Below are 14,523 nucleotides of genomic sequence, written 5' to 3'. Positions count from 1 at the left end.
TTTTATTTTTTTCTCGAAATATATAGCCTGTTCTATATCATTGAACTCTTGATGAAATATTAATTTTAAAGGTCTTCGTTTGTATGTGAAACAAGATTTATTTTTACCAAGTTGATGTTCATTAAATCTCCTTGAAATGTTATTCGTAAGTCCCGTATATAGTAAACCATCGGAACATTCTAATAAGTAAATGTAATATGATTTCATTTAGAACAGGTTTTATTAACATTTACGTGTCAGGTCGAGCGCAGTCGAGACCTACTTATTAAGACGAATCTTGCTTAAAATCGACCTCTCGACTGCGCTCGAGGGGACATTGTTATTTTTAATTAATATTATTTATTTTACAAAGTGTATTAGCGATCTACGATTTACTCACTAACAACTTCAATTGTCTTTTTAACTTCCTCCGCAATTTTTCGTGCCTTGTCGAGATCTTTATTTACTATGGTTACGTGGCCCATTTTTCTAAAGGGACGCGTTTCTTTTTTACCGTAAATGTGAGGTGTTACTCCTTCCATCGCTAGTATTTTGTCTATGTTTTTGTAGACAACCTGACCCGTATGTCCTTCTGCACCAACTAAATTAACCATAATTCCACCTACCTTGCTATCAGTATTACCTAAAGGTAAGTCTAAAATGGCTCTAATCTGTTGTTCAAATTGGTTGGTGTAGCTAGCTTCAATACTGTAATGACCGCTATTGTGTGGTCTTGGCGCTACTTCGTTTACTAAAACTTCATCGTCTTCGGTTTGAAACAATTCTACAGCCAAAAGTCCGACATGTCTAAACGATTCCGATACTTTTTCAGCTAAAGCTCTTGCTTTATTGGCAACGGTTTCGTCTATTCTCGCAGGACAAATCACATATTCTACTTGATTGGCCTCTGGATGAAACTCCATTTCAACAACGGGATACGTTATTACTTCGCCTGAAGGATTTCTTGCAACAATTACAGCAAGTTCATTTTTAAATGGAATTAGTTTTTCAGCTATACAAGCTTCAGAGGATAGCGGGATAATATCTTCAGCATTTCTAATAACGCTTACGCCTTTTCCATCATAACCGCCAGTACAACTTTTCCATACAAATGGGAAATGCAGCTCTTTTCTAACAATCGCTTCATTTAAATCATTTTTGTCCTTGTAAACTTTAAACGGTGAAGTAGGGATTTTATGTTTCTTATAAAACTGCTTCTGAACTCCTTTATCCTGAATATTTCGCAAGGTTGCGGCACTAGGATAAACTTTCACACCTTCGTTTTCCAGCTTTTCCAAAGCTTCCACATTTACACCTTCAATTTCAAAAGTAAGTACATCTACTTTTTTCCCGAAGTTATAAACGGTTTCAAAGTCCATTAAATCACCTTGTTGAAAGTAATCTGTCGCAATTTTGGAGGGAGCTTCATTACTTGGGTCGAGAACGTGAGTGCGAATGTCCCACTTTCGGGTTTCGTATAACATCATTTTTCCCAATTGTCCGCCGCCAAGAATGCCGAGCGTGAAGTTGGTGGAGAAGTAGTTCATATTGATTATTGGTTTTTTATAATTTGCAAAGATAGTTATTTCGATACTTTGACTGGACTTTGCTTTATAGATTTGCTAATTGGTAATTTAGATTCTACATTCATTTATTTCAATATTAATAATTCATAAAATTCATTTGTAATTATTTGGCATTTGTTCTGCAGGTTTATTTTTACATTTGAAGGAATAAAGGATATAATATCAGCCTATATAAAATCATAAGATTTGTAAAAGTTGATTTTAGAAAAGAACTTAAAAATATGCTCCTCGATAATACAGAACTTATTAAAACCACCTTTGAAAAAAGTATCCCAATGCATAAGTTTTTGGGATTGAAAATAGAATTGCTCGAAAAGGATTTTGTGAGAATTAGCGTTCCATTTAGGAAAGAATTGGTAGGCGATTTTAGAAATAACAGATGGCACGGAGGCGTTATTGCTACCGTTATGGATTCTGTGGGTGGCGTAATTGGTGCTATGCACTTTACTTCACTACAAGATAAAATTTCTACTATCGATTTAAGGGTAGATTATTTAAGAGGTGCCGAACCCGAGGCTATTATGGTTGAAGGTAAAATAATACGGTTTGGAAATAGAATTCTTGTAGCAAGAATGAAAGCATTTCAAAATGAAACACTGATAGCCGAAGGAAAAGGAGTTTATAATTTTGTTAGAATGAATAAGACTAACAATGAAAATTCTAAATAATTAAGGTTTTAATTTAAAAACAATCTGTCGGCGCTCAGTTATAAGATTGCTTTGCTTTAGGATTTAAGACTGAGTGCCATCTAACGAGTAAGACTTGAAGATGGACATACACTTAAAGTCTGTAATTCTAATTGAAAACAATAAATTCATAACATATGGATGTAGAAATATTAAATAATTTGGTAGAAACTGAAGCTGCAGTTGCAGTTTACTTTTCTGCACCTCATTGTGGAGTATGCCATGCACTAAGGCCAAAAGTAGAAGAGTTGTTTTCTGAAAATTTTCCTGCAGTAAAATTTATTCACGTTGAAATAGATAAATCCCCGGGCATTTCAGGAGAGTTGGGAGTTTTTTCGGCTCCCACATTATTAGTGTTTTTTGAAGGAAAAGAATTTTTAAGAAAAGTTAGACTGATGGGCATTCAAGAATTGCAGGAGAAAATTGAACGTCCGTATAAGATTTTGTTTTGATCTTGATGGCTAATTAGATGAACTTTCAATTTGTTTAAAAAAATTTTGTCAGGAAATTTATTAAAAAATTTATAGTACAGTCAAACCTACGATTTTTATCTTTTTCATTGAGTAATAGCTCGCTTAGATGCCTGAAAAACTTCCAAAATCTATCAAATGAAAATGTTCTAACTATTAATTTATTTGGAACAAGTTCTGCGCCTTATGTTCTTTAACAAAGCTATTTTAAATCTTTGTCGGTCACGATTAAAAAAATCATACTTTTAAACTTCCAAATAAGGTTTTAAATGAAAAATCAAAAACAGGCATATATATATGCGGGTCTTGCTGTGCTTTTATGGAGTACGGTTGCAACTAGTATGAAAATTGCGCTACAGAGTTATAGTTTTCTACAGTTGCTATTTTGGTCATCCGCCACAGCTTTATTGACCCTGAGTATCCTTATGCTTGTAACCAAGAAATTTGGTAACCTCGCCAAACTCCCTTCAAAAGCTATTTTGAGATCGGCTTTTTACGGTGCTATAAATCCGTTTTTGTATTATATCGTTTTATTTAAAGCATACGACCTATTGCCTGCCCAGGAAGCACAAGCACTTAATTATACTTGGCCGATTATGCTTAGCTTATTAGCCGTACCTTTACTCAAACAAAAAATAGGTTTAAAAAACTTAGTTGCAATTGGTATAAGTTTTATAGGTGTGCTTATTATTGCTACTGGCGGTAATTTAATTAATTTGTCATTTACTAATGGGCAAGGCGTGTTATTCGGACTAGCTTCTGCAGTTATCTGGGCTCTGTTCTGGATTTTTAATATAAAAGACGAACGCGATGAACTAAGTAAATTGTTTCTCAATTTTTTCTTCGGATTTATCTATATTCTCATCGCCTTGTTGCTCACTTCGGAAATAGTGTTTGTAGATGTTAAATCATTTGGAGGTGCGGTATATGTGGGGTTATTTGAAATGGGGATTACTTTCGTAATTTGGTCTATCGCACTTAAAAAATCTATTACTGCAGCTAAAGTGAGTAACCTTGTTTACTTAGTTCCCTTTCTATCCTTAGTAGTAATTTATTTTGTGTTGGAAGAACCTATTAGGTTTCCTACTATTATCGGGCTCTTCCTAATTGTAGGTGGACTCACTTTCGATAAGATAAGCTTTAGACAGTTGCGTTTTAAAAGTGGAAAACAGGTTTAATGGAAATTGAAAGTTAGGGATTGGTTTATTGAGATGGTTTTTTACTTAGGAATTTAAATTTTTTTATTGAGTTACATCTTAGTTCTTCATTAAAAATTATAATATGACAATACACTTAGAGACAGAACGCTTACTTATGCGCGACATAAAAGACACCGATGTTCAGGCGATGTTCGCTATGGATTCAGATCCTGATGTTCATGTTTTTCTAGGAAAAAAACCGATTTCTACCATTGAGGAGGCAAAAAAAATAATTAAAAATATTCAACAGCAATATCTGGAAAACGGAATTGGCAGATGGGCAGTAATTGAAAAAGAAAGTGGAGCTTTTATCGGGTGGAGTGGATTTAGGTTAATTACCGATGTGGTAAACGGCAAGACTAATTACTATGATTTAGGATATCGATTTCTAAAAGAGTATTGGGGCCAAGGGTATGCGTCGGAAACGGCTATAGCCTCATTAAATCACGGATTTCAAAATTTAGGTTTAGATGAGATTGTAGGAATCGCAGAAATAAATCATACAGCTTCAAATATCGTGTTGGAAAAATCGGGACTTATTAAACGAAATGAATTTATCTATGAAGGTGTACTTCACAATTTCTATACCTTGACAAGAACCGAGTGGCAAAAGCTGCAAAATCGAAAGTGATACTAATCGTTATACAAGAATGTATAGATTATATTTGTGGCTTCCCAATTCCCTAAATTGCAAATAGGCATGCATTCTTCTAAATCACTTTTTATTCTAACTATAATATGCATTACTTGCTGCTTCGTAATACCACAAATTGGAATCGCTCAGTCTCAGAAAGAATTTGCTAAAGAACTTGAGGAGGCAAACTTAAACGTATATCAAGATGCAGCTAAAGCTGTAGCGTTAAGTACGGAAGTTTATCAGAAAGCAGAATTGTTGGAAACAAAGATTTATGCTTTAATTACCATGGTTAATGGTTATACCGCTCTCAATGAAAATGGAAAATCGTTACAATTTGCTTCAAAAACTTGGGAGTTGGCAAAAAGCTCCGGTAACGTACAATATAAAATTTGGGCCTTAGGGGTTTTGGCAGAGCAATACCAATTATCACATCTAAATGCTATTTCCAGAGAATATTTGGATAGAGCCGAAAATCTCCTAGAAAGTTCTGACCTATCTAAAGAAGCTTTGGCAGTTTCTAGAGGTAATATATACGCTATAAAAGGGAATGGATATAAAGATGAGATAGACTGTGAATACGCCATTAAGAATTACAATTTATCTATAGCTTCCTACCAAACAATGCCAGAAAATTCTGTATCCGTTAATAATTTAGCTTTAGTATTTCTTGAAAAAGGAAATTGCTTGTTAGACCTTAATAAATTGAAACAGGCTAAAACAAATTTTAAAAAAGCTTATAGCATTGCTATACAAAACGAACTAGAAGAATATAAACATTGGGCTAATATTGGTCTTGCTAAAATAGCTTCTCAAGAAGGAAATTATGTGGCTGCAAAAGATAGTGTAGCGCAAATTCTAAATACTATCGATACAACACAAAACCCAAAAACTAAAACCGAATTATACCTTCTTTTAAAAGAAAACTTTTTGGCTTTAGGAGATAAGAGTAATTATGAATTATATCGAAAAAAATATAGTAATTCAGCTAAGGAAATTGAAATTCTCGAAGAAAGACAGTTTGAAAATGTACTTCAGTTTGTCGAAGAGCAGCCTCTAGATACAGGTAAAAGTTTAAAGGTTTTAGATTATATTCTATATGGTCTTTTGGTAATTGCCATGATAGTTTCAGTGTGGCAATTGTGGATTTGGGTTAAAAACAAATGAAGATACTAACCTTTAAAACCCTAAACATTAATCGTATTTCATCTTTTTTATTCGGGTATTCTTATGCAGTTTACGAAGAATTCTCTTTATTTGACGAAAACTTTTCAATTTGAGTGTAAAACATTGGTTATTAGTGTTTTGCGCTGTTTTTTATTTTGATGAATTCACGTAATTTTCACTAAATTCAGTGGATTTCAATTTTTTGTTGAGGTATCTTTTTAGTTGTTTTGTTCCCTTCAAATTTTACTTCACACAAAATTATTTCAAATGAAATTTAAAACCACACTTGTATTGCTGATGTTAATTTCAGTAGCAGCAATTGCGCAAACTCCACAATCTTCAACTTCCAATGGTCACTCTATTGAAATGCGCAAAAAAGAAATTCAAGCTTTTAAGCATTATAACCTAACAGAGCTTAATAGGCCAAAACTTGTAACTTCTCCTTTTAAAGATGATTCGACGAGTGGCGCGGTTACAAATAACTCAAATCGCACTACTTCAGATTTTGAACCCTATGCACAAATAGATGTGCTTAGATGGGGGGTGATTAACAAAGTTGAGAACGGCGGTGAGATACTTTATTCCTCAGAACGAATTGGGAATAACTACACGGTAAAAACTTATAACGATGATATCGAAATCGTTGATGATTTTACCATTGAAGTGCCAGAATCTGCAAATCAAATAGAAGTGGTAAATCATTATTCATCAAACTTTTTTAACGCTGATAGTAACAAAGAATTTATGATTTTCCTTCATTATTTTGAAGGTGTAGATCCCGGTCCAGACGATCAAGTTTGGGAAGTTTGGGTGGTAAATGAAGAAGGTGAAATTTTGCAACAACTTGACGGATATGCAGCTGAAACTAAAATTGATGCTGCTGGGAATCATAAAGTATTTACTTATATGGCCGATGATAATGATGTAACTATCAGGGCTTTTAATGCTGCTACTTGGGAGTTAGATAATAGCTATGTTTATGATTCAGAATTGATAAACTTTTTAATGGGTTCTCCTTTCAACTTTATAACTATTGACGGTGTAGAATATGTTGCTTTGGCACATTATAAGCATTTATTTATGGATAATGCAACCTTAGAGGTGTTTCCAGATAATAATCTAGTTATTAAGCTATTAGATTTGAATTTGGAAGAGGTGAAAACAATGTATTTAGACATTGAAACAAGGTATCCGGATGCAGGACAATTTGTAATTCCAATGGGCCAATTTGGCGTGTTTTATAGAGATCAAACCTATGATATTTCTAGCGATATATTTAATTCAGATAGTAAGTTAGAGGTGGTTTATGGTATAACTTATTACGATATGATTGCGGATAATGAGTGGAATACGTATATGGTTGCAAACGAAGATGGTGAAATGATTCACGAGCTTAATGAATACATTATCGACAGTTTTATGGAGCTTAATAGTGTAGATGGGCACGATAATCAGTTAGGCTTTTTGATGGGAGCAGATGGTGTGGCTACTAACCTTGGTTTTTTTAATATAGAAAGCTGGTCTTTTGAGTTGATTTTAGATGCAAATCATAATGGTGATCAAATTTCTGCTGATTTCAATAGAATTCAAAAAGGGTATTCTTATAACTATCTCGTTGGATTAGGAGAACCAGATGAAGAAAATGGAAATATTTTTGGAGTTGTAAATGAGTATGAGAGAGATGGTTCGCTTTTTAAAAGACATAGATTTATCTTACCTGGAGATGTGGTTCTTTTCCAACCTATATTAACGAGGTTTGCTCTTATTCCTAATTTATTTGTAGATGATAGTGAATTATACTTCATGTACATCTATAAACAAATGGCTGCAGATGGTTCTAATTTCAACAATTTAGTAGTTTCAAAGAGCAATGAAGATAAATTGGTTGAGTTTAGAGGTGATACAGGAATAGGTAACGTAATTGGTTCTAGTTTTCTTACCGATGGAAACGGGGTCTTTAATAAAATGACTGTTCAATACGAAACGGGTAATAATCAAATGCAGACTGATTTTTACAGATTGCCATTTGAATCGATTTTGGGCGTTGAAAATAATGTGGTAACACAGTTTTCATTATACCCTAACCCAACATCCGAAGTGTTAAATGTTAATGCAGGAGTCTCAATAGAATCTATTCAGATTTACAATATTTCAGGGAATCTTTTAAAGAATAAATCTATGAAAGATACTCAGGGTTCCATAAATGTTTCAAGTTTATCTAGTGGTTTATATATTGCAAAGGTTACGTTGAATAATGGAACTTTAAAGCAGTTGAAGTTCATAAAGAAATAATTTAGGATTATTGGTGATTTCTTTTTTTTGTTTGTCCTACTCCTCAATTATTAAATAGTTGAGGAGTTTTTTTTATTACAATACGAATCTTTAAGGTTAGTAAAATGATGTAGTTTTGTACTTCAGATCAATGAGGTTTTATGAAGCTTAATCTTTTTTTTATCATATTATTTGTGGTTTTAGGCGCTCAGCTTCTTAAAGCACAAAATTCGGAAGAAGAAAAGTTATTTATTGAAGCAATTGAAAGTCGATTTAACGATCCCTATAAATCACTAAAACTCTACGATTACTTACTTAAAAACACCAATACGGAAGAATCTGTTGCTATTGAGATCAAGAAATTACAACTAAATAGGTTGCTTGGTGAGTATGAAGAAGCAGTTGCAATTTCCCAAAAAATAGAAAGCACTATCACTAATTCCACAAGTACAGATTTACAATTTGAATATTGGCGTGAGCTAGCCACTCTTTATAACGATCTTAACTTAATGGGAGAAGGTAACACTGTTTATGAGAAAGCATTAAATAGTTACAACAATCTCAATCTTAACCTAAAGAAAAAATATGCGATTGATTTATCGTTACTTAAGGTTAAGTATTTAAAACCCGAACAAACAGAAAGTAAAATATCAGGTTTAAAGGAGATACTTGATAAAATGGATGACAAGGATGAAAGAAAGCCTTTTATTCAGTTTCAAATTGCAAAATTGTATTATTCGCAACAAAATGATTCGTCTAGACTCTATTTTAATAAAATAATTCGTGATTTTAATGTTAAGCCTTTAAGTCAGGCTTCAAGAACGTATTTAAACCTGAATCATACAGATAGTACAGAATACCAAAAAGTAGTTGATAATTTATTTGATGTTGAACTTGAAGCTGTTTTATTAAACAAAGCGATCCAATACTGGAGTATTAAGAGAAATGAAGATAGTTTAATGGTTTATGAAAAAAGACTTCAAAATTATTTTTTCGAAAAAAATCAAAGCATCCGAAATGCTAAGGTTTCTTTAATACAGGGAGTGTATCGTAAAAAACAAAAGGACAATGTAGAGAAAGTACTTGTTAGAAATAGACAGTTATATATTGTAATCGGATTACTTGGTTTATTGTTATTAATCTATTTCGGAAATAGATATTTCAGAAGGAATAGGGTTGATACAAAAGATGATATTGACGATTCAAAAGGCACTGTAATCTCGGATAAAACAGAGGAAGAAATTTTAGAAAAACTTCGAAAATTTGAAAACTCTAAACTTTTTTTGGATAAACAGTTGCGTATAGCAAGCTTAGCCAAACAATTGGGCACCAATACTCGATATTTGTCTTCTGTAATAAATGCGTCTAAGAATAAAAGTTTTAATGCATATATCAACTCATTAAGAATTCAGTATATAGTAGATAAGCTTAAGTCTGATGCAAAATATCGCTCTTACAAAATAAGCTACTTGGCAGAGGAAAGCGGATTTGTATCACAAAGTAGTTTTACTACCGCTTTTAAAGAAATTACCGGTAGCACTCCTTCAGCATACATTAAAAATATATCTGACTAATTTTAGAGAAGTCGATTGGCTTTTTATAGTCAGAAGCTCAAAAAACAACTTTCTCAAAAAGCATTTTAGGTTGTCAAAAAAAATGAAATTACATCAACCACAGCCAACATTCTCAGAGTGTTAGCTTAAAAAGTATGTTTCCGACTTCATAAATAAGAGGATTTCGCATTAATTTTACGTTTAATTTTCTAAAAATATCACTAAAAAGGCCGTTTAATATTAATTGCAAAAGGATAGTTTTTTTATATTTATTTGGTTTAATTGATTTGTAATTAGGCGTTTACAATGTTTTTTTATTGTTTCTTCCGCTACGATGTAAACTCGATGTAATTATATTTCTTTATGGTCATAACCGCAACTGCCTGAAATTTCGTAAATTTGCAACTTCATTTTTTACAACCATTAAAAAACACCCATGACCAATATTATTTTATTTGGCCCTCCAGGAGCAGGAAAAGGTACTCAAGCTAATTTTCTAAAAGAAAAATATAATCTAGTTCATATTTCAACTGGAGATGTATTTAGATACAATATTAAAAACAAAACAGAACTTGGTGATTTAGCCAAGTCGTTCATGTCTAAAGGAAAGTTGGTGCCAGATGAAATTACCATTGATATGTTAAGTAATGAGGTTGATAAAAACTGCGGTTCTAACGGTTTTATATTTGATGGTTTCCCACGAACTGAAGCTCAGGCAGAAGCCTTAGGACATTTAATGGACGATAAAGACTCACAAATAAATGCAATGGTGGCTTTAGAAGTTGATGATGAGGTTTTGGTTCAACGTCTTTTAGAAAGAGGAAAAACTAGTGGTCGTGTAGATGATGCTGATGAAAGCATTATCCGTAATCGCATTAAGGTTTACTACAATGAAACTGCTATCTTAAAAGATTATTACGAGAAGAGAGGAATGTATTACGGTGTGAATGGTGAAGGTAGTATTGAAGAAATTACTGAAAGGTTAAGTAAAGTAATTGATACTTTGTAGTTTATATATTGGATTATCCAATAATAAATAACAAACAACAAACAGAAAAATAAAGTGACTGAAGGCAATTTTGTAGATTACGTTAAAGTTCATGTTACTTCCGGAAAGGGAGGACAAGGCAGTAAGCACATGCGACGGGAAAAGTATATTCCTAAAGGAGGCCCCGATGGAGGGGATGGTGGTCGTGGTGGACACGTAATTGTAAAAGCCAATAAAAACCTTTGGACGCTATATCATCTTAAATTTAAACGACATTTTAGAGCAGAACACGGGCAAGCTGGTAGTAAGCAAACCAGTACAGGTGCCGATGGTGCAGATGTGTATATTGAAGTTCCGATAGGAACAGTTGTTCGCGATAAAGAAACTGAAGAAATTCTCTTCGAACTTCTTGAAGATGGTGAAGAAAAGATTGTAGCAAAAGGCGGTCGAGGCGGTCTGGGAAATGCCCACTTTAAATCGTCTACAAATCAAACTCCAAGATACGCTCAACCAGGTGAAGAAGGAGAAGAGGTAGATATTATTATTGAGCTAAAAATTCTGGCCGATGTAGGTTTGGTAGGTTTCCCAAATGCTGGAAAATCAACCTTACTCTCAGTAATTACAGCTGCTAAGCCAAAAATAGCCAACTACGAGTTTACAACTCTAAAACCAAACCTAGGTATTGTTGAATATCGTGACTTTCAAACATTTGTAGTTGCTGATATTCCAGGAATTATAGAAGGTGCCGCAGAAGGAAAAGGTATTGGCCATAGATTTTTACGTCATATTGAAAGAAATTCTACTTTGCTGTTTTTAGTTCCAGCCGATGCGCCTGATATTAAAGAGCAGTACGATATTCTTGTTGATGAATTACGCCGATACAATCCACAACTTTTAGATAAAGAACGTCTTTTGGCAATTAGTAAAAGCGATATGCTAGATGACGAACTTAAGTCTGAAATGAAGAAAATTCTAGACAAGGAGTTTAAAAATATTCCATATTTATTTATCTCAGCAGTAGCCCAACAAGGACTTACTGAGTTGAAGGATAAATTATGGAAAATGCTTAATTAATGTTCGATTGTCTTGCGAAGTCCTTGCTTCTACAAATCAATATTTAGGGGAGCTCTGCTCGTATAACCCACAATTTAAAGAGATTTATGTAGTGGAATAGTTATTTCACATCATATTTCTATAGTTTCAACTACCAAAATCATCCATTCAATTCAATTCCTCCCTTCGAGCCTATTCTTCTTTTTAACTTAGTGTCTGTAAAAATACCTGATCAGTGTTTACAGTAAGAAAAATGATTTTTTTAATCCTAAAAATTTTAAGTTATGAAGACGCTATTTATTTTCATATTGCTAAGCTTAACCACAGTTGCAATTAATGCTCAAGAAGTTACAATACTAGATGAAACAAAGTTGTTTTATGCCCCATTAAATATATCGGTTACGCAAGAGGGTGACAGCTATATTTACAATATTAAAGAAAGTCATTCTCGCCAGTTTTCTCGTGACCCAATTGGGTTCTTGAGATCAAATTTTGATATTCAAAGCTTTATTGCTCATACCGCGGACAGTAAATACCACGCTTATTTGGTAACGTTTAAAAGTACAAATGGATCTTTAGAAGCGGATTTTGATAGTAATGGCAGGTTGCTTGAAACCCGTCAACAGTTTAAAAATGTACTTCTTCCTCCAGACGTACGCAATAATATATTTAATGATTATAAGGGCTATACTGTAACGAAAGCAAAATACTCTGCTCGTACAAAAGGTGAAATTTTAACTAAGGCCATTTATAAAATTAAACTTGAAAACGGAAAAAACAAGCAAACGCTAAAGATAGACGCCTTAAGTAGTGGCATTGGAGTTGCCGTTAATTGAAATATTGTAGTCGGTAATTTTTAAAGAGACCATCAGTTAATAATTGTACTGAGGGTCTTTTTTATAATATTTTGACCTATTTATCATTAATTTATTAGAAAATTATACAATTTATTTTTTAAATACTTTATCTTATAAAACATTAATTCATAGTTGGTTGTAAATATTTTGGGATGATAAAAGCACTTGTAATAGACGACGAGAAACTCGCTCGAAGAAGAGTGCTTCACCTATTAGAAGAAGTGCCTGATGTAGAAGTTTTAGGCGAATGTTCCAACGGAAAAAGTGCCATTTTAAATATAAATCAACAAAAACCTGATCTAATATTTTTAGATATCAATATGAAAGATATGAATGGATTTGAGGTGTTGAAAAATATATCCATTTCGCCAAAACCCATTGTAATCTTTGTAACCGCATATGACAATTACGCGCTAAAAGCTTTCGATGTTGATGCATTTGATTTTTTATTGAAACCTTTTAAAGACCATCGCTTTTTTAGAACGATTGATAAAGTAAGAAAAATTTCAACAAATGAAGCCGATCACAATTTTGAAAAGCGCATTATAGAACTCTTTAATTTATATGAAAACAGATCTAGTAGAACTACTGAACTAGACAAACTGCCTGTTAAGCAGGGTAATAAAACAATTCTTATTAATCCGATAGACATATTGTACATTTCTGCGTCGGGTAGTTATGCAGAAATTTTTGTTAGAGATAGAAAATATGTACTCCGCGAAACTTTAAACAATCTATGTGAGTTATTAGATGATGATAAATTTATTAGAGTGCATAGATCAACAATCCTAAATATACATCATATAAGGGAAATTGTACATTCAGGATTTTCAGAACTTGATGCTAGAATGAATAATAACTGTTTATTGCGAATTAGCAAATCATACAAAAAAGAATTTCTGCAAAAAGTAGGGCTATGAAGAAGCGTGACATTATAAAAAAGAAATATATAGACCTAAAATTAGTTCTCTTATTAGCTGGGTTTTACGCATTGTTTGATTTGGTGATGATTGCTAAAACCGCTTATATGAAGGCATTTGGCATGGAATTTAAAGAGAATTTCTCTTGGTGGCGATTCCTGTTGGACAACTTGCTTTTTGACTATATCATTGTGGTCAGTTTTATGACCTTAATTGCTATCAGTACTAAACGGTTCCTTCGAAAAAACTATTCGTGGACCAAAATTATCTTTACTCATATTTTATTCTCATTGTTAATAGGGATTGTAATTCGATTGGTAGTTGATTTCTATTTTATTATTTTGGGTGATTTAACTTTTGCCCAATATGATATTGAGCGAAGTATATACAGGTTTATGTACGTAATAGACTTAAACTTTCTTATATATTTTGCTATGGTCTTTATAATTTATACCTATTACTACGTGAAAGAGGTGAAGAAGGCTGAAAATGTACAAAGCAAATTAGAAGCGCAATTGGTAAAAGAACGGATGAAAATGCTCGCATCGCAATTGCAGCCACATTTTCTATTTAATACTTTGAACTCAATTTCTGTTTTAACAGATATTGATGCTGGGAAAGCTAAAGATACTATTGCAGATTTAAGTGATTTTTTAAGAGAGATTCTTTATGATAACAACAATCTTATTCCGTTGGAAAAAGAACTTCGCATTTTAGAATTCTATCTTAATATTATTAAAGTTCGGTTTTCCGATCACTTAAAAATAACCATGGAAATAGATAATTTACTACTCCATAAAAAAGTGCCATCGCTTTTATTACAACCTATTATCGAAAACTCGATTAAACACGGGTACGATATTAACCATATCAATTTAGATATTTTGGTTAATATTTATTCGGAAGGGCAAGCAATAATTATTAAAATTGAAAACAATGGCGCACTCGTTAAGGTAAATCATGAACTCTTGCTTAAAAGTGGTATGGGGTTATCTAATATTAAGGATCGATTGGAAAATCTTTACAACGAGAATTTCTTTTTTAAAATACAAAATAAAAGCGATGGTTTGGGGGTGGAAACAATCATTAAAATTCCTTTCGTTAATTAAGTGAAGTAGGTTGTAAAAGACGGTATACGCTTGTATTTTCATAAATTTAAC

Annotated in this window: 14 protein-coding genes; 12 read left to right on the top strand and 2 right to left on the bottom strand. The window is 32.8% G+C overall.

The genetic code is table 11. From position 1 onward, the window contains the following. Both K8344_RS13070 and purK read right to left on the bottom strand, forming a co-directional pair. The coding region (locus K8344_RS13070) for a GIY-YIG nuclease family protein (RefSeq protein ID WP_237609130.1) at positions 1-207 on the bottom strand (207 nt) is incomplete at its 3' end. Positions 208-371: 164 nt separating this feature from the next. Further along, positions 372-1,526, bottom strand: coding sequence for a 5-(carboxyamino)imidazole ribonucleotide synthase (purK, locus tag K8344_RS13065; protein ID WP_237609129.1), 1,155 nt, complete (start codon positions 1,524-1,526; stop codon positions 372-374). A gap of 260 nt (positions 1,527-1,786) precedes the next feature. Between purK and K8344_RS13060 the strand changes: the two genes are divergently transcribed. The 12 genes from K8344_RS13060 to K8344_RS13005 all read left to right on the top strand — a co-directional run bounded on the left by K8344_RS13060 (position 1,787) and on the right by K8344_RS13005 (position 14,472). Continuing rightward, positions 1,787-2,233, top strand: a complete 447-nt coding sequence (locus K8344_RS13060) for a hotdog fold thioesterase (RefSeq protein WP_237609128.1) — start codon at positions 1,787-1,789, stop codon at positions 2,231-2,233. A 155-nt stretch (positions 2,234-2,388) separates the two neighbouring features. Then, complete coding sequence (locus tag K8344_RS13055) at positions 2,389-2,703, top strand: thioredoxin family protein (protein ID WP_237609127.1); 315 nt, start codon at positions 2,389-2,391, stop codon at positions 2,701-2,703. Positions 2,704-2,990: 287 nt separating this feature from the next. Then, a complete protein-coding gene (locus tag K8344_RS13050) occupies positions 2,991-3,899 on the top strand; it encodes a DMT family transporter (RefSeq protein WP_237609126.1) in 909 nt (302 codons plus the stop codon). Between the two features lie 103 nt (positions 3,900-4,002). Continuing rightward, positions 4,003-4,551 carry a GNAT family N-acetyltransferase gene (locus K8344_RS13045; protein ID WP_237609125.1) on the top strand — a complete coding sequence of 183 codons (549 nt, stop codon included), beginning with the start codon at positions 4,003-4,005 and terminating at the stop codon, positions 4,549-4,551. Between the two features lie 69 nt (positions 4,552-4,620). Beyond that, positions 4,621-5,721, top strand: coding sequence for a tetratricopeptide repeat protein (locus K8344_RS13040; RefSeq protein WP_237609124.1), 1,101 nt, complete (start codon positions 4,621-4,623; stop codon positions 5,719-5,721). 267 nt (positions 5,722-5,988) lie between these two features. After that, positions 5,989-8,013: a T9SS type A sorting domain-containing protein gene (locus K8344_RS13035; RefSeq protein ID WP_237609123.1), complete on the top strand. Its 2,025-nt coding sequence runs from the start codon at positions 5,989-5,991 to the stop codon at positions 8,011-8,013. Positions 8,014-8,153: 140 nt separating this feature from the next. Further along, complete coding sequence (locus K8344_RS13030; RefSeq protein ID WP_237609122.1) at positions 8,154-9,566, top strand: helix-turn-helix transcriptional regulator; 1,413 nt, start codon at positions 8,154-8,156, stop codon at positions 9,564-9,566. 415 nt (positions 9,567-9,981) lie between these two features. Continuing rightward, complete coding sequence (locus tag K8344_RS13025; protein WP_237609121.1) at positions 9,982-10,554, top strand: adenylate kinase; 573 nt, start codon at positions 9,982-9,984, stop codon at positions 10,552-10,554. A 54-nt stretch (positions 10,555-10,608) separates the two neighbouring features. Next, positions 10,609-11,607, top strand: coding sequence for a GTPase ObgE (gene obgE, locus K8344_RS13020; protein ID WP_237609120.1), 999 nt, complete (start codon positions 10,609-10,611; stop codon positions 11,605-11,607). A 263-nt stretch (positions 11,608-11,870) separates the two neighbouring features. Continuing rightward, positions 11,871-12,422: a hypothetical protein gene (locus K8344_RS13015; RefSeq protein ID WP_237609119.1), complete on the top strand. Its 552-nt coding sequence runs from the start codon at positions 11,871-11,873 to the stop codon at positions 12,420-12,422. 173 nt (positions 12,423-12,595) lie between these two features. Beyond that, positions 12,596-13,363 (top strand): LytR/AlgR family response regulator transcription factor, encoded by a 768-nt coding sequence (locus K8344_RS13010; RefSeq protein WP_237609118.1) that lies wholly within the window; start codon positions 12,596-12,598, stop codon positions 13,361-13,363. Further along, entirely contained in the window at positions 13,360-14,472 is a 1,113-nt protein-coding gene (locus tag K8344_RS13005) for a sensor histidine kinase (protein WP_237609117.1), read from the top strand. Before K8344_RS13010 ends, K8344_RS13005 begins: the two co-directional genes overlap by 4 nt. The last annotated feature ends 51 nt before the right edge of the window (positions 14,473-14,523 follow it).

It is taken from the genome of Aequorivita xiaoshiensis (assembly GCF_022008395.1).
Taxonomy (GTDB): Bacteria; Bacteroidota; Bacteroidia; order Flavobacteriales; family Flavobacteriaceae; genus Aequorivita; species Aequorivita xiaoshiensis.
The sequence above is the reverse complement of the archived record's forward strand: the minus strand, read 5'-3'. Positions and strand labels throughout refer to the sequence as shown.